This is a genomic window from Psychromarinibacter sediminicola (assembly GCF_029168335.1).
In the GTDB taxonomy this organism is placed as follows: Bacteria; Pseudomonadota; Alphaproteobacteria; order Rhodobacterales; family Rhodobacteraceae; genus Psychromarinibacter; species Psychromarinibacter sediminicola.
This window is the reverse complement of sequence record NZ_JARGYC010000036.1, coordinates 1-20,174: the sequence shown is the minus strand read 5'-3', so window position 1 is coordinate 20,174 and position 20,174 is coordinate 1. Positions and strand designations below refer to the sequence as shown.

The 20,174-nt window shown below is 70.3% G+C and carries 22 protein-coding genes; 9 read left to right on the top strand and 13 right to left on the bottom strand.

Features of this window, described 5'->3' with window-relative positions; all coding sequences use genetic code 11:
- Nucleotides 1-49: 49 nt before the first annotated feature.
- From P1J78_RS14065 to P1J78_RS14025, 9 genes are read left to right on the top strand one after another with little or no spacing between them, the layout of a single operon-like run.
- A complete protein-coding gene (locus tag P1J78_RS14065; protein WP_275568010.1) occupies nt 50-1,321 on the top strand; it encodes a Na(+)-translocating NADH-quinone reductase subunit A in 1,272 nt (423 codons plus the stop codon).
- Nucleotides 1,318-2,094 carry an RnfABCDGE type electron transport complex subunit D gene (locus tag P1J78_RS14060; RefSeq protein WP_275568009.1) on the top strand — a complete coding sequence of 259 codons (777 nt, stop codon included), beginning with the start codon at nt 1,318-1,320 and terminating at the stop codon, nt 2,092-2,094. Before P1J78_RS14065 ends, P1J78_RS14060 begins: the two co-directional genes overlap by 4 nt.
- Nucleotides 2,087-2,890: an FMN-binding protein gene (locus P1J78_RS14055; RefSeq protein WP_275568008.1), complete on the top strand. Its 804-nt coding sequence runs from the start codon at nt 2,087-2,089 to the stop codon at nt 2,888-2,890. Before P1J78_RS14060 ends, P1J78_RS14055 begins: the two co-directional genes overlap by 8 nt.
- A gap of 3 nt (nt 2,891-2,893) precedes the next feature.
- Nucleotides 2,894-3,547 carry an NADH:ubiquinone reductase (Na(+)-transporting) subunit D gene (locus tag P1J78_RS14050; RefSeq protein ID WP_275568007.1) on the top strand — a complete coding sequence of 218 codons (654 nt, stop codon included), beginning with the start codon at nt 2,894-2,896 and terminating at the stop codon, nt 3,545-3,547.
- The gene (gene nqrE, locus P1J78_RS14045) at nt 3,544-4,155 is read left to right on the top strand and encodes an NADH:ubiquinone reductase (Na(+)-transporting) subunit E (protein WP_275568006.1); all 612 of its coding nucleotides are present in this window, start codon (nt 3,544-3,546) and stop codon (nt 4,153-4,155) included. The genes P1J78_RS14050 and nqrE overlap by 4 nt, the downstream gene beginning before the upstream one ends.
- Nucleotides 4,152-5,375 carry an NADH:ubiquinone reductase (Na(+)-transporting) subunit F gene (gene nqrF / locus P1J78_RS14040; RefSeq protein WP_275568005.1) on the top strand — a complete coding sequence of 408 codons (1,224 nt, stop codon included), beginning with the start codon at nt 4,152-4,154 and terminating at the stop codon, nt 5,373-5,375. The genes nqrE and nqrF overlap by 4 nt, the downstream gene beginning before the upstream one ends.
- Before the next feature lie 3 nt (nt 5,376-5,378).
- Nucleotides 5,379-6,341 carry an FAD:protein FMN transferase gene (locus tag P1J78_RS14035; protein ID WP_275568004.1) on the top strand — a complete coding sequence of 321 codons (963 nt, stop codon included), beginning with the start codon at nt 5,379-5,381 and terminating at the stop codon, nt 6,339-6,341.
- A 2-nt stretch (nt 6,342-6,343) separates the two neighbouring features.
- The gene (locus P1J78_RS14030) at nt 6,344-6,514 is read left to right on the top strand and encodes a hypothetical protein (protein WP_275568003.1); all 171 of its coding nucleotides are present in this window, start codon (nt 6,344-6,346) and stop codon (nt 6,512-6,514) included.
- Nucleotides 6,507-6,899, top strand: coding sequence for a CBS domain-containing protein (locus P1J78_RS14025; RefSeq protein ID WP_275568002.1), 393 nt, complete (start codon nt 6,507-6,509; stop codon nt 6,897-6,899). The genes P1J78_RS14030 and P1J78_RS14025 overlap by 8 nt, the downstream gene beginning before the upstream one ends.
- A 10-nt stretch (nt 6,900-6,909) precedes the next feature.
- Here P1J78_RS14025 and P1J78_RS14020 read toward each other — a convergent pair whose 3' ends face one another.
- From P1J78_RS14020 to P1J78_RS13960, 13 genes are all read right to left on the bottom strand, one after another.
- Nucleotides 6,910-7,803, bottom strand: coding sequence for a dihydrodipicolinate synthase family protein (locus tag P1J78_RS14020; RefSeq protein ID WP_275568001.1), 894 nt, complete (start codon nt 7,801-7,803; stop codon nt 6,910-6,912).
- Nucleotides 7,804-7,820: 17 nt separating this feature from the next.
- A complete protein-coding gene (locus P1J78_RS14015; RefSeq protein WP_275568000.1) occupies nt 7,821-8,225 on the bottom strand; it encodes a Na+/H+ antiporter subunit G in 405 nt (134 codons plus the stop codon).
- Nucleotides 8,226-8,234: 9 nt separating this feature from the next.
- A complete protein-coding gene (locus P1J78_RS14010) occupies nt 8,235-8,504 on the bottom strand; it encodes a K+/H+ antiporter subunit F (protein WP_275567999.1) in 270 nt (89 codons plus the stop codon).
- Complete coding sequence (locus P1J78_RS14005; protein ID WP_275567998.1) at nt 8,501-8,995, bottom strand: Na+/H+ antiporter subunit E; 495 nt, start codon at nt 8,993-8,995, stop codon at nt 8,501-8,503. Before P1J78_RS14005 ends, P1J78_RS14010 begins: the two co-directional genes overlap by 4 nt.
- Before the next feature lie 3 nt (nt 8,996-8,998).
- Nucleotides 8,999-10,699, bottom strand: a complete 1,701-nt coding sequence (locus P1J78_RS14000; RefSeq protein ID WP_275567997.1) for a monovalent cation/H+ antiporter subunit D — start codon at nt 10,697-10,699, stop codon at nt 8,999-9,001.
- Nucleotides 10,696-11,064, bottom strand: coding sequence for a Na+/H+ antiporter subunit C (locus tag P1J78_RS13995; RefSeq protein WP_275567996.1), 369 nt, complete (start codon nt 11,062-11,064; stop codon nt 10,696-10,698). The genes P1J78_RS14000 and P1J78_RS13995 overlap by 4 nt, the downstream gene beginning before the upstream one ends.
- A gap of 1 nt (nt 11,065) precedes the next feature.
- A complete protein-coding gene (locus P1J78_RS13990; RefSeq protein WP_275567995.1) occupies nt 11,066-13,954 on the bottom strand; it encodes a monovalent cation/H+ antiporter subunit A in 2,889 nt (962 codons plus the stop codon).
- 226 nt (nt 13,955-14,180) lie between these two features.
- Nucleotides 14,181-15,284, bottom strand: coding sequence for an NAD(P)/FAD-dependent oxidoreductase (locus P1J78_RS13985; protein ID WP_275567994.1), 1,104 nt, complete (start codon nt 15,282-15,284; stop codon nt 14,181-14,183).
- Complete coding sequence (locus P1J78_RS13980; protein WP_275567993.1) at nt 15,281-16,306, bottom strand: histone deacetylase family protein; 1,026 nt, start codon at nt 16,304-16,306, stop codon at nt 15,281-15,283. The genes P1J78_RS13985 and P1J78_RS13980 overlap by 4 nt, the downstream gene beginning before the upstream one ends.
- Nucleotides 16,303-16,785, bottom strand: coding sequence for a GNAT family N-acetyltransferase (locus tag P1J78_RS13975; RefSeq protein ID WP_275567992.1), 483 nt, complete (start codon nt 16,783-16,785; stop codon nt 16,303-16,305). The genes P1J78_RS13980 and P1J78_RS13975 overlap by 4 nt, the downstream gene beginning before the upstream one ends.
- Nucleotides 16,782-17,708: a 3,5-dioxohexanoate:acetyl-CoA acetone transferase gene (gene kce, locus P1J78_RS13970; protein ID WP_275567991.1), complete on the bottom strand. Its 927-nt coding sequence runs from the start codon at nt 17,706-17,708 to the stop codon at nt 16,782-16,784. The genes P1J78_RS13975 and kce overlap by 4 nt, the downstream gene beginning before the upstream one ends.
- A 3-nt stretch (nt 17,709-17,711) precedes the next feature.
- A complete protein-coding gene (locus P1J78_RS13965) occupies nt 17,712-19,049 on the bottom strand; it encodes an aminotransferase family protein (RefSeq protein WP_275567990.1) in 1,338 nt (445 codons plus the stop codon).
- A 1-nt stretch (nt 19,050) separates the two neighbouring features.
- Entirely contained in the window at nt 19,051-20,124 is a 1,074-nt protein-coding gene (locus tag P1J78_RS13960) for an ABC transporter ATP-binding protein (protein WP_275567989.1), read from the bottom strand.
- Nucleotides 20,125-20,174 lie beyond the last annotated feature (50 nt).

Below are 20,174 nucleotides of genomic sequence, written 5' to 3'. Positions count from 1 at the left end.
ACAATGTGATCGGTGGCCGCAAAGGCGATTTTCTGAGAGGGGAGCAGGCATGCCCTGGCTCTTTCGAAGCGGTCTGGAGGTCAGCCTCGCTGACACGCCTCCCGCGCCCGGGACCGTGGAGCGCGCCATTACCGAAGAGGCCGCGCTGACCGCCACGCCCGAGGAGGATTTCCGCGTCGAGCCGCTCGTCGCGAAGGACGATTTCGTCGCCCAGGGGGCGCCGGTCCTGCGCTCGCGCCGCGACCCGCGCGTCGTCGTGACAGCCCCGATGCCCGCCCGCGTCGCCGGCATCGACCTCGGCCCCGGCCACCGGCTGACCCGGATGCGGTTCTTCCACGAGGACAGCGCCGGCCGCCACACGCACGAGGTGGGCGACGCTGCGGGCGACTCGGACGCCCTGCGCGCCCTGCTCCTCGGCTCCGGCCTCTGGACGCAGATACGCTCGCGCCCCTTCGGCCGCTTCCCCGACCCCGACGAAGAGCCCGCCGCGATCTTCGTCATGGCCGTCGACACCCGCCCGCTCGCGCCCGACCCGCGCCGCGCGCTCGACCACGAGTTCGGCGCGCTGGAACGCGGGCTGCGGGCGCTCACGCTCCTGACGGGCGGTCCGATCCACCTGTGCCAGCCGCCGGGCGAGGATCTCGTCGGCCCGGCCCGCGTGTCGCAGCGGCTGAAAGTCGTCAAGGTGGCCGGCGCCCATCCCTGGGGCCTCGCCGGCTTCCAGATCCACCGCCACTTCCCGGCCGAGATCGGCCGGCCGGTCTGGGAGCTTCACGCCGAGGACGTGGCCGCCATCGGCGACCTGCTCGCCACCGGCCTTGTCAACGACACCCGGCTCGTCTCGGTCTCCGGCCCGGCGATGCGCAGCGCGCGGCTGGTCCGCTGCCAGCCCGGCGCCGACCTGCGCGGCCTGACCTGGCACGACGTGAAACCCGGCCCGCACGCCATCCTCTCCGGCTCCGCGCTGGAGGGGCGGGAATCGCAATGGCTCACCGGCCGGGACCGGCAGGTCACGGTCATCGACCCCGACCGCCACGGCCCCCGGCCGCACTGGTTCCTCTCGGCCCTGAAACGCGCCTCGCGCCCGCTGCCGCTGATCCCCAGCGCCGCGCTGGAACAGGCCACCGGCGGCGCCCTGCCCGCGATGAGCCTCCTGCGCGCGCTGTCCGCCGGCGACAGCGAAACGGCGGTGAAACTCGGCGCCCTGTCGCTTCTGTCCGAGGATCTCACCCTCGCCGATTACGTCAGCGGCGCCGACCCCTCGCTCTCGCGGCTGCTCGATGCCATGCTGGCGCGGATCGCAGCGGAGGAAGCCATATGATCCGGGGCCTGTGGGACCGCGAAACCGTCGCGCTGATGCTGCTCGCGGCGATCCTGCCCGTCGCCGTCACCTGGCTGGTGATCGAGGGGCCCTGGGCGCTGGCGCGGCTGGGCTTCTTCCTGCTGGTCGCCGGCCTCTGGCACGTCCTGTGGATGCTGGCGCGCGCGCAGCCGCCCTCCTTCGCCGGCGCGCTCACGGCGCTGGCGCTGGCGATGCTGGCGCCCGAGGATCTGGGGATCTTCGCGCTGGTCCTCGGCACCTCCTTCGGCGTGGTGATGGCGGAGCTTGCCTTCGGCGGCTGGGGCCGGAACATCCTGAACCCCGCCACCGTCGCGCTGGCCTTCCTGGGCTTCAGCTTCCCCGCCTCGGGCTGGCCCGGCCTCGCGATCCCGGTGGGCTGGGCGGTGATCCCCGCCGCGCTGATCGGCGCCGCCTTCGGGGTGATCTCCGCCCGCCTGCTGCTGGGCGCGCTGGCCGTCATGGCCCTCGCCGCGCTCGCGGGCATCCCGTTTCCCGACAAGCTGGCGATCTACGGCGTCGTGCTGGTCCTTCTGGTCGCCGACCCGGTCACCAGCGCGACCACCGCGCTCGGCCGCTGGCTGAACGGCGCGCTCTACGCCGCGCTGGCGCTGATGTTCGCGGCCTACTGGACCGGCGCGCACCCGGTTCAGCTGGCGGTCTCGGCGGCGCTTCTGACCTCGCTCGCCGCGCCGCTCTTGGACGAGATCGCCATCGCCCTCTGGCTCACCCTCAGGAGAAGACGCCTTGGCTGACACCGGACCCTTCGCCGCCTGGAAACGCTTCCTCGCGCTGCCGAACGACAGCCGGGGCAAGACCATCGCCGTGGCCTTCGCCGTCGCCACCGCCTGCGCCGTGGCGGTCACCGGCGCCACCGCCATCCTGCGCCCGATCCAGGCCGCCAACCGCGCCGCCGAAGAGCAGCTGCGCCTGGAATCGCTGATCGCCGCGATCCCCGGCATGACTGACCTGCTCGCCCAGTCCGAGGACGGCGCCATCTCGACCGTCGTGGTCGACCTCGAAGAGGGCGCCGCGGCCGAAGGCGTCGACCCCGCCTCGCTCGACACCGCGCTCGCCGACGCCGCCAACTGGACCGAGCTCAGCCCGGCCGAGGATATCGCCGGCCTCGGCGCCCGCCCCGACTACGCCCAGATCTACATCCTGCGCGACGCGGACGGGGCGCTGCAGCTCGTGATCCTGCCGATCGCCGGGCAGGGCTATAACGGCACGATCCAGGCGATGCTGGCGCTGCACGGCGACATGCGCACCATCGCCGGCATGACCGTGACCCAGCAGCAGGAAACGCCGGGCCTCGGCGCCCGGATCGAGGAACCCGCCTGGCAGGCCAGCTTCGCCGGCAAGCAGTTCATCGACGACCTCGGCAACCTGCGCTTCGCCGTCGCCAAGGGCGTCGCCACCTCGCCCTACGAGGTCGACGGCATCACCGGCGCCACCCGCACCTCCACCGCCATGACCCGGATCGTCCGCTTCTGGCTCGGCCCCGACGGCTACGGCCCCGTCATCGAGGCGATGCGCGACGGGGAGTTCTGATCCATGGCGCTCTGGACCACCCTGACGACGCCGCTGATCCGGCAGAACCCGATCACGCTGCAGATCCTCGGGCTCTGCTCGGCGCTGGCGGTGACGACCAAGCTCGACACGGCGCTGACCATGTCGGTGGCGCTGACCGTGGTGCTGGTGCTCTCGGCCTTCGCGGTCAGCCTGATACGCCGCCACATCCCCGGCACCATCCGCCTGATCGTGCAGATCATCATCGTCGCCTCGCTGGTGATCGTCATCGACCAGGTGCTGCAGGCCTATTTCTTCGACATCTCGCAGCGGCTGTCGGTCTTCGTCGCGCTGATAACCACCAACTGCCTGGTCCTCGGCCGGACCGAGAGCTTCGCCCGCTCCAACCCGCCGCTGCCGTCCATGGTCGACGCGCTCGGCAACGGGCTGGGCTATTCGCTGATCCTCGTCATCATCGGCTCGCTGCGCGAGTTCCTCGGCACCGGCGCGCTCCTCGGCTACCAGATCCTGCGCACCACCGATCAGGGCGGCTGGTTCCAGCCGCTGTCGCTGATGCAGCTCGCGCCCTCGGCCTTCTTCCTGCTGGGCCTTCTCGTCTGGGCGATCCGCTCGATCCGCACCGAACAGACCGAGCCGACCGAGCACGAGGCGCCCCGCGTCACGGAGCCCGCGGAATGACCGGCTTCGGCGCCCTCTTCCTCGAAGCGATGTTCGTCGAGAACATGCCGCTCACCCTGTTCCTCGGGCTGTGTACCTTCCTGGCGCTGTCGCGGCGGCTGGAGACGGCGGTGGGCCTCGGCATCGCCGTCACCTTCGTGCTCGGCGTGACGGTGCCGCTGAACCAGCTGATCTATACCGCCGTCCTCGCCCCCGGCGCCTGGGACTGGGCCGGCCGGCCCGAGCTCGACCTGTCCTACCTGTCGCTTCTGGCCTTCATCGGCGTCATCGCCGCCACGGTGCAGCTGATCGAGATGGTGCTGGAGCGTTTCTTCCCCGCCATCCACGGCGCCTTCGGGGTCTTCCTGCCGCTCCTGACGGTGCAATGCGCCATCCTCGCGGGCAGCCTGTTCATGGTGGAACGCAGCTACAGCTTCACCGACTCCGTCGCCTACGGCCTCGGCAGCGGCGCGGGCTTCGCGCTCGCCGTGATCCTCCTGTCGGCGATCCGCACCCGCATGGCCTATGCCGACCTGCCGGCGGGCCTGCGCGGCCTCGGCATCGCCTTCGTCGTGGCGGGGATGATGTCACTCGGCTTTTCCTCCTTCGCACAGATGGTGGGCCCGTGATTGCGGAAATCCTCATAGGCTCGGGCGTCATCGTCGCCCTCGTGCTGCTGCTGACCTTCGGGCTTCTGGGCGCGCGCCGGTCGCTGGTGCCGCAGGGCGCCATCGAGGTCACGGTGAACGAAAGCCAGACGATCCCCGCGAAACGCGGCGACACGCTGCTGTCGGTCCTGCACGGCGCCGGCATCCCGATCCCCGCGGGCTGCGGCGGCTCGGGCACCTGCGGTCTCTGCCGCGTCACCGCCGGCGGCCCCGGCGCGGGCGAGGCGCAGGCGACCGAGAAGGGCATCCTGTCCGCCGCCGAGCGCAAGGCCGGCGTCCGTCTCGCCTGCCAGACCACCCTGCGCGGCCCCGCCACGGTCGAGGTGCCCGCCGACATCCTCTCGGCCGAAACCGTCTCGGCCCGCGTGATCTCAAACACCATGCTGGCGCCCCTGATCCGCGAACTGGTCCTCGACTTGCCCGAAGGCTTCGACATGAACTACCGCGCCGGCATGTTCATGCAGCTCTCGGCGCCGGCCTACACGCTCGACTTCGCCACCATCGAGGTGCCCGAGCCATTCCGCGAGACCTGGCAGGTCAACGGCTGGTTCGGCCTCAAGGCCCGCTCCGACGCCAAGGTCACCCGCGCCTACTCCATCGCCAACCGGCCCGAGGACGCCGGGCGGGCGGTGTTCAACATCCGCCTCGCCGCGCCCCCGCCGGGGCACGAACAGGACATCCCGCCCGGCATCGTCTCGTCCTACCTGTTCGCCTGCCAGCCCGGCGACGACCTCGACATCTCCGGGCCCTTCGGCGAGTTCGGCGTGCAGGACACCGACCGCGAAATGGTGTTCATCGGCGGCGGCGTCGGCATGGCCCCGCTGCGCGCCATGATCCACGAGCAGATCGGCCTCGGGACGCACCGCAAGATGTCCTTCTTCTACGGCGCCCGCTCGGCGGGCGATCTGTTCTACGTCGACGAGCTGGACGGCATCGCCGCCGCGCACGACAACTTCACCTGGACCCCCGCCCTGTCCGACCCGGCGCCGGGCGACCGCTGGACCGGCGCCACCGGCTTCATCCACGAGATCGTGCGCAAGACATTGTCGCAGCACCCTGCGCCGGAGGATTGCGAGTACTATCTCTGTGGTCCGCCGGTGATGATCGCCGCCGTCCTGACCACCCTGCGCAAGCTGGGGGTGGAGCGGCACATGATCCATAACGACGATTTCGGAGCCTGAGCCATGCGCCTGACCCGCCGCCGCCTGCTGACCGCCACTGCCGCGACGCTCGCCGCGCCCCGCCTCGCGCTTGGCGCGTCCCCCGTCGAGACGCTGGACGGCGCCGCCTTCGGCACCGGCTGGCGCGTCGTCCTGCCCGCGGGCGCGGGCGCCGCCCGCCTGCGCGCGCCGCTCAAGGCGCTGCTGGCGGAGATCGACGCCGAGCAAAGCCCCTGGCGCCCCGACAGCCTGATCACCGCCTTCAACCGCGCCCCCGCCGGCCCGGTCGAGGCGACGCCCGAGACGGCCCGCGTCGCCGCCGCCGCCCTGGCGCTGGCCGGCACCACGCACGGCGCCTTCGACCCGTCGGTCGGCCCGCTGGTCGCCCGCTGGGGCTTCGGGCCCATCGAGGGCACGCCCGGCGGCTGGCGCGGCCTCGGCGCCGGGGACGGCATGCTGGAGAAGGCCGAGGACGGGCTGACCCTGGACCTCTGCGGCATCGCCAAGGGCCGCGCGCTCGACCGCATGGCCGAGACGCTGCGGGCCGCGGGCCACGACGACTTCCTGATCGACCTCGGCGGCGAGCTGACCGCCCGGGGCCGCCACCCGACCGGCCGCCCCTGGCATGCCGGCATCGAGGATCCGCGCCCCGGCATCGCCGCGCTGGCCGGCGCCGTCACGCTCGACGGCACCGCCATCGCCACCTCCGGCACCCGCGCGAACAGCTACAGCGCGGGCGACCGGCTCTACAGCCACATCATCGACCCCGCCGCGCGCGAACCGATCACCGGCGCCCTCGCCTCGGTCTCGGTCCTCGCCCCCACGGCGATGGAGGCCGACGGCTGGGCCACCGCCCTGATGGCCGCCGGCGAGACCCGCGGCCCCGCACTCGCCACTCGCCACGGCATCGCCGCGCTGTTCCTGTCGGCCACGCCCGACGGTCTGACCGCCACCCGCACCGGCGGCTTCGACGCGGCGGAGCTCTGAGCATGGAACTCCTCCTCGCCATCGTCATCACCGCCCTGGCCGCCGGCGGCCTCGCCCTCGGCCTCGCGCTCCGGGGCAAGCCGCCGCAGACCGCCTGCGAGGGCACCGCCTGCGCCGGCGGCGAGCGCTGTGCCGGCTGCCCGAACCGTGAAAAGGACGCCGCGCATGGATGAAAGCCGCATCGCCTCGGTCATGCAGCGCGACTTCCTGCGCCTGCGCCCCGACGAACCGATCCGCGCCGCCGTGGCCCAGCTCGTCCGCACCCAGAGCGGCGCGGCGGCCGTCGTGAACCACTCCGGCGGGCTCGCGGGCATCCTGACCCAGAAGGACTGCTTCCGCTCCGCCCTCGGCGCCAGCTACTACCGGCAATGGCAGGGCACCGTGGCCGACCACGCCACGCCGGACGTCGAGACGCTGGACATCGAGACCGACCTCGTCACTGCCGCCGAGGCGTTCATCGAGAAACCGTTCCGCGTCTACCCCGTCACCGACGGCGGTCGGCTCGTCGGCATGCTCACCCGCACCGACCTCCTGGCCGCCTTCCTGCAATACGGCTGAGACGCCGGCGCTAGCCCCGCCACCCGCGTTCCGTCTCCAGCGCGATCGCCAGGTCGACCAGCTCGTCCATGATCCGCGCCTGGTAGACGTCGGGCACCGCCGCCTTCATCCGCAGCGCCTCTGTCGGATAGATCGCCTGCCGCCACAGCAGCCGCTTGAAGAACCGGATCGACAGCGGCAGGCTCTGGTTGGAGAACGCCAGAACCGGCAAGAGCGCGCGGAACGCCGCCGTCGCCCCGTCCCGGTCGCCGGCCAGATAGGCCCGCACGATCCCGCAATAGCTGAAATGCAGCGCCGTCGGCATGAAGGCATCGACGCCCCGGTCCAGCGCCTCGATCAGCTGCTGCACCGCCCAGCCGCCCGAGACATGCATCTCGCCGCCCGTCGCCGCCTTCAGCGCGGTGTATTTCGGCCCGGCATCCGCCGTCTCGACCTTCAGGCAGCGAAACGCCTCGACCGTCTCGAAGAGCTCGACGAGCACCGGCACCGGAATGCCGCCGCCGGCCGCGTCCCAGTCCTGCACCATCACCGGCAGGCCGGCCGCGTCGGCCACGTCGCGGATCTCGGCGGCCAGCGCCGCTCTGTCCTGTCCGCTGAGACTGACCAAGAGGTAGTCGGCCCCCAGCGCCCCGACCCGCCGCGCATTGGCCACCCGCGCCGCGGCCGTCCCGGCCGAGGCGCCGCCGATCACCGGCACCCGGCCGCCCGCAGCCGCCACCACCGTCCGCAGCATGCCGTCGCGCTCCGCCGGCGTCAGCACGTCGACCTCGGCCGCCATGGCCGGCACGAGAAACCCCGCCACGCCGGCCGCCAGCGCATAGCGCACATGCCGCTCCAGCGCCGCGAGATCCACCGCCCCCGCGGCGTCGAAGGGGGTGTTCAGAACCGTGACGATGCCGCGCATGGCGCGCCGGCCCCGGCTCAGTTCCGCCCCTTGCGCTCGCGCTCGTGGAAGTCTTCCTCTGCCCGGCCCGGCGGATCGTCGTAGACGGCCCAGCCGTACTCCCGCTCGCTCGCGGGCAGCTCCTCGGGCTTGATATTGCGCGCCATGTAGGTCTTGGCGATGAAGTTCGCCGTCACCGGCGCGGTCAAAAACAGGAAGATCGTGATCAGCAGCTCGTGGAACGACACCTGCGCCTTGCCCAGCCCGAAATACAGCATCGAGGCGATCAGCACGCCGCCCACGCCCAGCGTCGTCGCCTTGGTCGGCGCGTGCAGCCGCTGCATCGTGTCCGTCAGCTTCAGCATCCCGAACGAGCCGACCAGCCCGAAGATCCCCGCGACGACGAGGAAGAAGGACACCAGGATTTCCGTGTACATCTCCATGACCGCCCCCTACTCGATGATGTCGCCGCGCAGCACGAAGCGGCAATAGGCGACGGTCGAGATGAACCCGACCATCGCGATCAGCAGCGACGCCTCGAAATAGACCGCCGTGCCGCGCCAGATGCCGTACAGCACCATCAGCGCGATTGCGTTGATCACCATCGTGTCCAGCGCCAGGATCCGGTCGGCCACGTCCGGCCCGACGGCGATGCGCCACAGGTTGAACAACAGACCCGCCCCGAAACAGGCAAAGGCGAAAAGAAGCGCGTAGGTGATCACTGGAATATCTCCTTCAGCCGGCGCTCGTAGCGGTTCTTGATCTGGGCGCGCACCCCGTCGGGATCGTCGGTATGCAGGCAATGCACCAGGATCGCCTGGCCGTCCGCCGCCAGCGTCGCCGACACGGTGCCCGGCGTCATCGTGATCGTGCCCGCCAGCACCGTGATCGCCTCGGGCGAGGTCAGTTCCAGCGGCACGCAGATGAAATGCGACCGGATGTTCGCGTTGCGCTTGAACAGGATGATCAGCGCCACCTCGACATTCGCCACCACGATGTCCCAAAGCACGATCAGCGCGTATTCGATCACCCGGAACGGGTAGTGGATCTTCGCCCGGTCCGGCCAGTAGGGCGCGGTCAGAAGCGGCACCACGATGCCGACGGCGAATCCCAGGATCAGGTTGCCCAGCGTCACCGTGCTGACCAGCGCCAGCCAGACGAAGGTCAGCACCAGCGTCAGCAGGGGATGCGGAAAGATGCGTTTCAACGCCATGGCTCAGTGCCCCTCCCCTGCCGCGCCGTCGTGCGCCTCTTCCTCGGCCGCCGCGCCCTCGGCGTCGCCATGCTCGTCGTCACCAGCCTCGTCGGTCTCGTCGCCGTGCCCGTCATCTTGATCGTCGCCGTGGCCCATGGTCTCCATCTTCGACGTCTCGTTCTCGGGCGCGTGCAGCACCGCGTCGACATAGTCGCTGGAATCGTGCAGCTGCCCCGCCGTCGCCTCAAGATAGGACGACACCGGCCCCGCCGCGACCGACAGCAAAGCCAGCAGCGCGATCGCCACCATCACCGGCGCCACGTTCAGCGGCCCGGCCGGCGTGACCTCCGGCGCCAGCGGCGCCGCCGCGCCGCCCGGCGCGATGTCCAGGTCGGGGATCGCCGTCGACTTCCAGAACAGCGCGCTGCCCGCCCGCGCGAAGCCCACGATGGTCATCAGCGACCCCGCCAGCACCGCCGCCCAGGCCCAGCCGATCTCGGCCGGGTCGCGCAGCGCGTCCAGCACCAGAAGCTTGCCCAGGAACCCGCTCAAGGGCGGCATCCCCGCCATGCCGATGGCCGCGGCGAAGAAGATCGCGGCGAACAGCCCGTTCTGGATCGTCTGCGGCGCCGCGTGCAGCAGATCGCCCGAGGCCCGCCGCGACAGCAGCAGGTCGGCGAACAGAAACAGCGCCGCCGCCGCGAAGGTCGAATGCAGCATGTAGTAGAGCGCCGCCAGCGCCGAGTCCGGCGTGAAGGCCGAGATTGCCAGCATCAGCGTCCCCATCGAGCCGACGACGGCAAAGGACAGCATCGGCATCAGCCGCCTCGCCCCCAGCACGCCGACGGCGCCCACCGCCACCGTCACCACCGCCGCCGGGAACAGCCAGTCGCCCGGCAGTCCCTCCAGCGACTCGACATGCGGCCCGAAGACGACCGTATGCACCCGCAGGATCGCGTAGGCCCCGACCTTGGTCATGATCGCGAACAGCGCGGCGACGGGCGCCGGCGCATTGGCATAGGTGTTGGGCAGCCAGAACTGCACCGGGAACAGCGCCGCCTTGATCGCGAAGACGATCATCAGCAGCATCGCCGCCACCCGCAGCAGCGCCGCGTCCTCCGCCGGGATCTCCTGCACCTTCACCGCCAGGTCCGCGATGTTCAGCGTGCCGGTGACGGCATAGAGCGTGCCCACCGCGAACAGGAACAGCGTCGAGCCGGCAAGGTTCATCACCACGTATTGCAGCCCCGCGCGCAGCCGCACCTTGCCGCCGGAATGGATCATCAGCCCGTAGCTGGCGATCAGCAGCACCTCGAAGAAGACGAACAGGTTGAAGACGTCGCCGGTCAGGAAGGCGCCGCAGATGCCCATCAGCTGGAACTGGAACAGCGCGTGGAAATGCCAGCCCCGCGCGTCCCAGCCGCTCGCCACCGCATGGACCAGCGCGATCAGCGCCAGGATCGCCGTCACCAGCACCATCATCGCCGACAGCCGGTCCAGCACCAGCACGATCCCGAACGGCGCAGGCCAGTCGCCCAGCCGGTAGACATGCACCGTCCCGTCCAGCGCCGCGCCGGTCAGCCCGATGGAAATGACCAGCAGCGCCACGGTCCCCGCGATCGACGCCGTCCGCGCCAGCAGCATGTCGTGGCGCATCACGAAGGCGATCAGCGGCGCCAGCAGCGCCGGCAGCACGACGGGGGCGATGATCCAGTGGCTCATCCCTCGCGCTCCGTTCCGGCCGCGTCTTCCTCGTCGGGCTCGCCCGTCATGTCGATCCGGTCATGCGCCGCCTCCAGGAAGGCGCCCAGCGCGATCATCACCAAGACGGCGGTCATCCCGAACGAGATCACGATGGCCGTCAGCACCAGCGCCTGCGGCAGCGGGTCGGTATAGGGCACGTCGGCGTAGTTGTTCAGGATCGGCGGCGCGTCGATGGCGATGCGGCCGGTCGAGAACAGGAAGATGTTCACCGCGTAGGACAGAAACGCCATCCCCAGGATCACCGGGAACGCCCTGAGCCGCAGCATCAGATAGACGCCCCCGGCGGTCAGCACGCCCACCGCGCTCGCAACCACGATCTCCACCTCAGCCCTCCTCTTCTCGTCTCTCGGCCTCTTCGCGGGCCATTTCCTCGGGCGGCTGCGACGGGTCGTAGTCCATCGGCCCGATATTCACCGTCTCGCCGGCATAGCGTGCGATCCGCGACAGGCTGTAGAGCGTCAGCATCACCGCCCCCAGCACCGCCAGGAACACGCCCAGGTCGAACAACGCCGCGGTGGCCAGCTCGAACTCCTCGATGGGCGGCAGATGCACGTAGCCGAAGGCGCTGGTCAGGAACGGCTGCCCGGCGAACCACGCGCCCACCCCGGTCAGCCCGGCGATGACGACGCCCGAGCCGATCATCGAGTGATACTCGATCCGCTGGCGGCCCTGCGTCCAGGCAAAGCCCGACGCCATGTACTGCATCAGAAGCGCGATGGAGATCACCAGCCCGGCCACGAAGCCGCCCCCCGGCTGGTTGTGCCCGCGCAGGAAGATGTAGAGGCCCACGACCGCGGCGATCGGCATCATCACCCGCGTCGCCACCACCATCATCAGCGGGTGCCGGTCGCGCGAGCGGTCGCGGCTGAAATCCCAGTTGCGCAGCCGCCGCGAGGCCGGCCCGGCCAGCAGCGCCTCCATCAGCGCATAGATCGTCAGCCCCGCGATCCCCAGCACGATGATCTCGCCGAACGTGTCGTAGCCCCGGAAGTCCACCAGGATCACGTTGACCACGTTGGTGCCGCCCCCGCCGCTATAGGAATTCTCCAGGTGGAAATCCGAGATCGTCGAGAAGTCGCGCCTCAGGAACGCATAGGTCAGCATCGCCACCCCGCCGCCGGCGCCCAGCGCGATGACCGCGTCGCGCAGGCGCAGCGCCGGGCCGCTTTCCCGCGGGGTCTCCTTCGGCATGAAGTGCAGCGCCAGAAGCAGCAGGATGATGGTGACCGTCTCCACCGAGATCTGCGTCAGCGCCAGGTCCGGCGCCGACATATAGACGAAGCCGGCCGAGATCATCAGCCCGATGATCCCGATCAGCACCAGCGCCCGGAACCGGTTGCGGTGCATCACCACCACGGCCAGCGTGGCGCCCAGCAGCATCACCCAGCCGACGCCCACTACCGGCGGGATCGGCAGCATCTCGCGCGTCGCGGGCGCCATGCCGCCGCCGGCCCAGGCGAGATAGCCCAGCACCACCGTCGCCGCGGTGAAGATCGCCAGATACCGGCTGATCGCCCCGTTATGCGTGCCCTCGGCGATCCGGCCCGACACAGTCGCCGCCTGCCGCACGATCCAGTCGAAGATCACCTTCGCCTCGGGCCGCGGCATGGCGATCCACAGCCGGTCCAGCGGCCGGTGCAGCCCCAGCAGGATCGCGCCGCCCACCACCGCGATGACCGACATGAACAGCGCCGGCGTCACGCCGTGCCAGAGCTTCAGATGCATGTGCATCTCCTGGCCCGTCACCGCCCCGGCCGTCAGGTTCACCAGCGGCTCCACCGTCGCCGCCGGGAACACGCCGATCAGCACCACCAGCACCGCCAACAGCGCCGGCGCCGCGTACATCCCGAAGGGCGGGTCGTGCGGCTTGTGCGGATAGTCGTCGCGCACCGGCCCCAGGAAGACATGCGCCACGAAGCGGAACGAATAGGCCACCGACAGCAGCGCCCCGATGGTCGCCACAATACCGACGATCTGCGGGTTGCCGGCCCAGGTCGTATGCGCCGCCTCCTCCAGCATCAGCTCCTTCGACAGAAAGCCGTTGAACAGCGGGATGCCCGCCATGGACAGCGCCGCGACCGTCGAGATCGCGAAGGTCACCGGCATCAGGCTCGCCAGCCCGCCCAGCCGCTTGATGTCGCGGGTATGTGCCTCGTGGTCGACGATGCCGGCGCACATGAACAGCGACGCCTTGAAGGTCAGGTGGTTGATGATGTGGAACACCGCCACGCCTGCCGCAACCGGCGTGCCGAAGCCCAGAAGCATCGTCAGAAGCCCCAGATGCGACACGGTCGAGAACGCCAGAAGCGCCTTCAGGTCGTCCTTGAACAGCGCGATCAGCGCACCGATCACCATGGTGACAAGGCCCGTGGTCGCCACGATGTAGAACCACGCATCGGTGCCCGCCAGCACCGGCCACAGCCGCGCCATCAGGAACACGCCCGCCTTCACCATGGTCGCGCTGTGCAGATAGGCCGAGACCGGCGTCGGGGCGGCCATCGCGTGCGGCAGCCAGAAATGGAACGGGAACTGCGCCGACTTGGTGAAGGTGCCCAAGAGGATCAGGATCAGCGCCGGCAGATACCAGTCGCTCGCCTGGATCGCCTCGGTCTCGGCGAGGATCTCGGTCAGCTCGTAGCTGCCCGCGATATTGCCCAGGATCAGCATCCCGCCGATCATCGCCAGCCCGCCGCCGCCGGTGACCGCGAGCGCCATGCGGGCGCCCTGCCGACCCTCGGGCAGGTGCTTCCAGTAGCCGATCAGCAGGAAGGACGACAGGCTCGTCAGCTCCCAGAAGATAAGCAAAAGCAATATGTTGTCCGAGATCACGATGCCCAGCATCGCGCCCTGGAACAGCAGCAGATAGGTGTAGAACACCCCCATCGGGTCTTCGCCCGCCAGGTAGAACCGCGCATAGAGCGTGATCAGCAGCCCGACGCCCAGGATCATCCCCGCGAACAGCAGCCCCAGCCCGTCGAGGAAGAACGACGCCTTCAGCCCCAGCGCCGGCAGCCAGGCGATCTCGGCCTCGATCACCTCGCCCGAGAACACCGAGGGCGCCAGGATCGCCAGCATCACCAGCGCCAGGATCGTCGGCATCGCGGTCGTCACGGCGCAGACATTGCGCCCCGCGCGTATCATCAGCCCCGGCAGCAACGCGCCCAGAAACGGCAGCATCGCGATTATCGGAAGAAAGCCCCCGCCTTCGGTCATCCCGCGTCCTTCATCCCGTCCCGTCGCGCCATTATACGTCCGGCGGCGCGTGCCGGGATGAAACTAGATTATTCGTCGGCAAGCACAAACCGATTTCCCGACTCCCTGACGCGGATTTCATCGCGCGTGCCCCGCCGGGCCGGGAGCGGCGCCGCCGGCGCCGCCGCGCGGTGCGTTAACTATCTGGTAATAAACCGAAAATGTTTCGCGCGCGAAACATTTGCCCTCAGACCATCAGCCGCGACGGGTCCAGCGCGGTCACCACGTCCGGCGCCAGCGCCGGCGCCTCGCCGGCCACCAGCGCCGCGGTCAGCGCCGCCAGCGCCGGCGCGGTCTGCACGCCGTAGCCGCCCTGCCCCGCCAGCCAGAAGAACCCCGGCTCCCAGGCGTCGAAGCCCACCAGCGGCGTGCGGTCGTTCGCGAAGGTCCTCAGCCCCGCCCAGGAGGTCTCGACCCGCGTCAGCGGCACCGTGACCGCGCGTTCGTAGCGGTCCAGCCCCTCGGCCAGCACCATGTCGTCGGCCCAGGCGTCGTGCGGGTCGACCTCGTCCTCGTCGGCGGGGCTGACCATCAGCTTGCCGGCCTCGGGCTTGGCGTACCAGTTTTCCGCGGCCGAGCCGAACAGCGGCCAGGCCGACACGTCGTGCCCGTCCGGCGCGGGCAGGATCGCCGCCGACCGCCGCAGCGCCTGCAGCGGGATCGGTTTCGCACCGGCCAGATGCGCCACATCCGCCGCCCAGGCGCCGGCCGCGTTCACCACCACCGGCGCCGCCAGCCGGTCGCGGCGGGTCTCGACCTTCCACAGCCCGTCGCCATGCCGCATCCGCCGCACCTGCGCGCCGGTGCGGATCTCGCCGCCCGCGCGCCGCAGCATCTTGGCGAAGCCCGACAGCATCCGGTCGACGTCGATGTCCTGCGCATCCCGCTCGATCACCGCGCCCGCGATGGCCTCGCGCCGCAGGATCGGCACCAGGTCCACCGCCTCGTCGGGCGTCAGCCGGTCGAGCCCCGACGACCCGGCCGCGTATTTGTCCAGCGCCGGCATCTCGTCTTCGGTGGCCACCAGCAACTCGCCCCGCGGCGACAGCAACGAGGTCTCCGATACGCCCTCGGGCGCCTCCATGAACGGCGCGGCGGCGGCGTTCAGCGCGCGCAGCGTGGCGTTGCCGTAGTTCCGGATGAAGATCGCCGCCGAGCGCCCGGTGGAGTGATAGCCGAGCTGGTCCTCGCCTTCGAGCACCACAACGGTCATCCCGCGTTCCGCGATCCGCGCCGCAGCACTGATCCCGGCGATTCCGCCGCCGATGACGATCACGTCGGCCGTGGTCATTTCCCCTCCTCGAATCCGGTCAGCACCCGGGTCAGGTTCGCGCCGAGACTGTCCGACAGGTAGCCGCCCTCCTGCACGAAGACGCAAGGCAACCCCGTCGCTGCGAAAGCGGCCCCGATCCGGGCGAATCCGTCCTGCGTCACCGCGAAGCCCTGGAACGGATCGTCGACCGAGGCATCGAGCCCCAACGCAACGACGACGACATCGGTTCCAAACGCCGCCACCCGCTGCAGCGCCGTCTCCAGCGCGGCGAGATAGGCCGCATCGTCGGTCCCGCGCGGCAGCGGCAGGTTCAGGTTGTAGCCCATGCCGCGGCCCGCGCCCCGCTCCTGCGCGTGGCCCCAGAAGAACGGGTAGAACCGCACCGGGTCGGCGTGGATCGACACGGTCAGCACGTCGTCGCGGTCGTAGAATAGGCCTTGCGTGCCGTTGCCGTGATGCACGTCCACGTCCACGATGGCGGGCCGGAGCCCCTTCGCCCGCAGCCGCTCTGCCGCGATGCCGGCGTTGTTCAGGAAACAAAAGCCCCCCGCCAGGTCGCCGAAGGCATGGTGCCCCGGCGGCCGCGACAGCGCATAGACCGCCCTTTCGCCGCCCGCCACCGCGTCGGCCCCGGCCACCGCCGTCTGCGCCGACCAGTAGGCGGCCTGCCACGTGCCGTCGGCGATGGGACAGGCCGTGTCCGCCTGGTGATAGCCCGCCTGCCCCACGGCCGAGCGCGGGTAGCCGTCGCTGCGCGCGGCGGGGTGGATGTTCGGGATCACCTCGGCGCCCGCGCCCTCGATCCGCTGCCAGCGTTTCACGATGGTCTGCAGGAACACCAGGTAGTCCGGCGAGTGCAGCGCCGCGATCGGGCCCATGCCGGCATCGGCGGGCGCCGCGAAACCGCAGCCCGCCGCCTCGGCCGCCGCCTTCAGCACCGCGATGCGCTCGGGCTGTTCGGGGTTCGGCAGGATCGCCCCGTTCGCCATGAAATGCCTGGGGTCGTGCGCCCATTGCCGGTCGTCGAAGATCGTCTTCATGCCTCTCCTTTCAGCGCCGCGCCGCCCGCGGCGCCCAGCACCATTTCCTGCACGTCGTCCATGGCGGCAAAGCCCAGCCGCTCGTAGAACGCCCGCGCCCCTGCGCTGTGGTGGTAGACGTTCAGCTTCAGAAACCGCGCCGCCCAGACCTGTTCGGCATCCGCCCAGACCCGCGCCAGCAGCTTCCTGCCGATGCCCTGCCCGCGAAATCCGGGCGCGGTCCAGAGGTCGGAGACATAGATCCCCGCCCCGCCGCGCACCGTCGAGAAGCACGGCGAATAGAGCGCGGCGCCGGCCAGGTCGGCGCCCGCCTCGGCCAGCACGGCGCGAAACGCCGGCGCCCCGCCCCAGCCGGCGCGGCGCAGATCCGCCTCGGTCGCCGCGTGCGCATCGCCCAGGTCGTCCGACAGCCGCTGCAGCGCGTCCTGCAGGCGCGGGACGTCCTGCGCCTCGGCGATACGCAGCGCCAGCGCGGTCATATCGCCGTCCGGTCCGCGCCCTTGAGCCCCAGCATCTCGCGCGCCTCCGCCGGGCCCGCGACCTCGCGGCCCAGCCCCTCGACGATGCCGCGCACCTTCGCGACCTGCTCGGCGTTGCTGCGGGCCAGCTGCCCGCGCGCGATCATCAGGCTGTCCTCCAGCCCGACGCGCACATGCCCGCCCATCGCCGCCGCCATCGCCGCCATCGGCATCTGGTGGCGCCCGGCGGCCAGCACGGAAAACGCATAGGCGTCGCCGAAGAGCTTGTCGGCGATGCGCACCATGTGGGTCAGGTTCTCCGGGTCCGGCCCGATGCCGCCCAGCACGCCGAATACGAACTGGATGAAAACCGGCGCCTCGACCAGCCCGCGATCCATGAAGTGGCGCAGCATGTAGAGATGGCCCACCTCGTAGCATTCGAATTCGAACCGGGCGCCGCGCTCCCGGCCCATCTCGGTCAGGATGCGGGCGATGTCGCGGGGGGTATTCTTGAAGACGAGGTCGTCGGAGTTTTCCAGGAACGGCTTTTCCCAGTCGTGTTTCCATTCCGTGATCCGCTCCGCCGCCGGGTAAATGGCGAAGTTCATCGACCCCATGTTGAGCGAGCACATCTCGGGCTCGGCCCGTTTCGGTGCGGCCAGCCGGTCGTCGAGCGTCATGATCGCGCTGCCGCCGGTGGTCAGGTTCAGCACCGCATCCGTCGCCTGCTTCAGCCGCGGCAGGAAGGCCATGAAATGATCCGCGCTGGCCGAGGGCCGCCCGTCGTCGGGGTCGCGCGCGTGCAGGTGTAGGATCGAGGCGCCGGCCTCGGCCGCGCCCAGGGCGCTTTCGGTGATCTCGTCCGGCGTGACCGGCAGGTAGGGCGACATCGACGGCGTGTGGATCGAGCCGGTGACGGCGCAGGTGATGACAATACGCGACATGGCTCAGCCCGGCTCCGGCACCGAGGCGAGTTCCGCCGCGAACTGCGAAAGCGAGATATCCAGCCCCTCGACGATCTCGTCGAGATGGGTGTCGGTCAGGATCAGCGGCGGGCAGACCAGGATATGGTCGCCCTCGACCCCGTCGCGGGTGCGGCGGGAATAGACAATGAGGCCGTTGGCATAGGCGATGTCGACGAAGCGCTGATGCGCGTTCAGCGCCTTGGGCAGCGGCGCCTTGCTGTCGCGGTCGGCCATGAACTCGAAGGCGGTCAGCAGGCCCTTGCCGCGGACGTCGCCGACGATCTCGTGCTTCTGCATGAGCCCGTGCAGGCGCGCGATCAGCTTTTCGCCCATTGTCCTTGCATTTTCGCAAAGCCCCTGCCGCTCGATCTCGTCCACCACGGCCAGCCCCGCGGCGCAGGCCAAGGGGTTGCCGGCATAGGTGAAGCCGTGCGCGAAACCGCCCGCTTCCAGCACCGGGTCGACCAGCCGCTCGTCGGCGATCATCGCGCCCAGCGGCGCATAGCCGGCACCCAGCCCCTTGGACATCACCACGATGTCGGGGCGCGTGCCCCAGTGCTCGCAGCCGAGAAACGCGCCGGTGCGGCCGGCGCCGGTCATCACCTCGTCCATGATCAACAGGACGCCGTGGCGGTCGCAGACCTCGCGGACGGCCTCCATGTAGCCTTCGGGCGGCACCAGCGCGCCGGTGGAGGCGCCGCCGACGGGCTCCAGCAGGAAGGCCAGCACCGTCTCCGGCCCCTCGGCCCGGATCTGCGCCTCCAGCGTGTCGGCGTAATGCCGCCCCGTCGCCGGGTCGTCCGGGTCCAGCCCGTCGAGATAGGCGCGCGGGGCGGGCACCTTGGGCATCGGCCGCAGCATCGCCTCGAACGGCACGGTCAGGGGGCCGTAGGAGGTGGTCGCCAGCGCGCCCAAAGTGCAGCCGTGATAGGAGGGCGCGCGGCTGATCACCTTCCAGCGCGTGCCCTGCCCGACGGCCAGCGCGTATTGCCGCGCCAGCTTCATGCCGCTTTCCACCGCCTCGGAGCCGCCGGAGACGAAGAACACCTTCGACAGCCCCTCGGGCATCAGCCCGACGAGCCGCGAGGCCAGTTTCTCGGACGCCTCGGTCTCGAAATGCAGGCGGTAGCCGAAGGTGGACTTCTCCATCTGCCGTTGCATCGCGGCCAGCACATGCGGGTTGGAATGGCCGATATTGCAGACCATCGCGCCTGACGAGCCGTCGAGGTAGCGCCGCCCGTCCTTGTCCCACATGTAGACGCCGCGCGCCTGGTCGAGCACCGGCTTGCGCCCGCGGCCCTGGTAGAACAGGTGGCTCATCTCATCCCCCCGGCAGCGCCGCGCAGTCCTTGGGCCGGAAGCCCACCGTGACCGACGTGCCCTCGGCGAAGGGATGCCCGTCGATCAGGTTGATCGCCTGGAACTGCGTCTCGCCGGCGCGGACGAAATAGCGGACGGTCTGGCCCTGGTAGTCGACGGTCTCGACCGTCGCCTCGGCCGTCACCAGCCCCTCGGGCGCGGTGTCTTTCGCATAAAGCGTCAGCTTCTCGGCGCGGAGCACCAGCTTGGCCGGCCCCTGGCCGACGCCCTTCGCCTTCTCGGGCGGGACCTGGACCGTGCCGAACAGCGGCACCTCCAGCGTGGCGCCGTCGCCGGCGGCCTTGCAGGTGCCGTCGAGGATGTTCGAGGCGCCCAGGAAGTTCGCCACGAATTCCGAGGCGGGGGTGTTGTAGACCTCCTCGGGGGTGCCGACCTGCTCGACGCGGCCGTTCGACATCACCACGATCTCGTCGGACATCGCCAGCGCCTCGGACTGGTCGTGGGTGACGAAGACGGTGGTCACGCCGATCTGGTCCTGGATGCGCTTCAGCTCCACGCGCATGTCCTCGCGCAGGTTGGCGTCGAGCGCCGAGAGCGGCTCGTCCAGCAGCAGCACGTCGGGTTCCACCACGATGGCGCGGGCCAGCGCGATGCGCTGCTGCTGGCCGCCGGACAGCGCCTTGGGATAGCGGTCGCCCACCTGCGGCAGCTGCACCAGTTCCAGCGCCTCGCGCACCTTCTTCTCGGCGTCCGCCTTCGACACGTTGCGGTATTTCAGCCCGAAGGCCACGTTGTCGGCCACGGTCTTGTGCGGGAACAGCGCGTAGTTCTGGAACACGATGCCGAGGTTGCGCTTGTGGATCGGCACGTCGTTGACCCGCTTGCCGCCGATCCGGATTTCGCCCTCGGTCGGGTCCAGAAGCCCCGCGATCATGCGCAGGTTCGTCGTCTTGCCGCAGCCGGACGGCCCCAGCAGGGTGACGAAGGCGCCTTCGGACACTTCCAGGTTCGTCTGGTGCACGGCGGTGAAGCTGCCGAAGCGCTTGACGATGTTGTCGAGGGTGACGGAACTCATGCGGCGATCCTCGCGAGGCAGCGGGCGGAGGGGGCGGCCGCCCCCTCCCC

Excerpts from the sequence above, each read along its gene's own strand:
- P1J78_RS14065 (WP_275568010.1), top strand. The coding sequence starts at position 50 with ATGCCCTGGCTCTTTCGAAGCGGTCTGGAGGTCAGCCTCGCTGACACG.
- P1J78_RS14060 (WP_275568009.1), top strand. The coding sequence starts at position 1,318 with ATGATCCGGGGCCTGTGGGACCGCGAAACCGTCGCGCTGATGCTGCTC.
- P1J78_RS14050 (WP_275568007.1), top strand. The coding sequence starts at position 2,894 with ATGGCGCTCTGGACCACCCTGACGACGCCGCTGATCCGGCAGAACCCG.
- nqrE (WP_275568006.1), top strand. The coding sequence starts at position 3,544 with ATGACCGGCTTCGGCGCCCTCTTCCTCGAAGCGATGTTCGTCGAGAAC.
- P1J78_RS14035 (WP_275568004.1), top strand. The coding sequence starts at position 5,379 with ATGCGCCTGACCCGCCGCCGCCTGCTGACCGCCACTGCCGCGACGCTC.
- P1J78_RS14030 (WP_275568003.1), top strand. The coding sequence starts at position 6,344 with ATGGAACTCCTCCTCGCCATCGTCATCACCGCCCTGGCCGCCGGCGGC.
- P1J78_RS14025 (WP_275568002.1), top strand. The coding sequence starts at position 6,507 with ATGGATGAAAGCCGCATCGCCTCGGTCATGCAGCGCGACTTCCTGCGC.
- P1J78_RS14020 (WP_275568001.1), bottom strand. The coding sequence starts at position 7,803 with ATGCGCGGCATCGTCACGGTTCTGAACACCCCCTTCGACGCCGCGGGG.
- P1J78_RS14015 (WP_275568000.1), bottom strand. The coding sequence starts at position 8,225 with ATGGAGATGTACACGGAAATCCTGGTGTCCTTCTTCCTCGTCGTCGCG.
- P1J78_RS14005 (WP_275567998.1), bottom strand. The coding sequence starts at position 8,995 with ATGGCGTTGAAACGCATCTTTCCGCATCCCCTGCTGACGCTGGTGCTG.
- P1J78_RS14000 (WP_275567997.1), bottom strand. The coding sequence starts at position 10,699 with ATGAGCCACTGGATCATCGCCCCCGTCGTGCTGCCGGCGCTGCTGGCG.
- P1J78_RS13990 (WP_275567995.1), bottom strand. The coding sequence starts at position 13,954 with ATGACCGAAGGCGGGGGCTTTCTTCCGATAATCGCGATGCTGCCGTTT.
- P1J78_RS13985 (WP_275567994.1), bottom strand. The coding sequence starts at position 15,284 with ATGACCACGGCCGACGTGATCGTCATCGGCGGCGGAATCGCCGGGATC.
- P1J78_RS13980 (WP_275567993.1), bottom strand. The coding sequence starts at position 16,306 with ATGAAGACGATCTTCGACGACCGGCAATGGGCGCACGACCCCAGGCAT.
- P1J78_RS13975 (WP_275567992.1), bottom strand. The coding sequence starts at position 16,785 with ATGACCGCGCTGGCGCTGCGTATCGCCGAGGCGCAGGACGTCCCGCGC.
- kce (WP_275567991.1), bottom strand. The coding sequence starts at position 17,708 with ATGTCGCGTATTGTCATCACCTGCGCCGTCACCGGCTCGATCCACACG.
- P1J78_RS13965 (WP_275567990.1), bottom strand. The coding sequence starts at position 19,049 with ATGAGCCACCTGTTCTACCAGGGCCGCGGGCGCAAGCCGGTGCTCGAC.
- P1J78_RS13960 (WP_275567989.1), bottom strand. The coding sequence starts at position 20,124 with ATGAGTTCCGTCACCCTCGACAACATCGTCAAGCGCTTCGGCAGCTTC.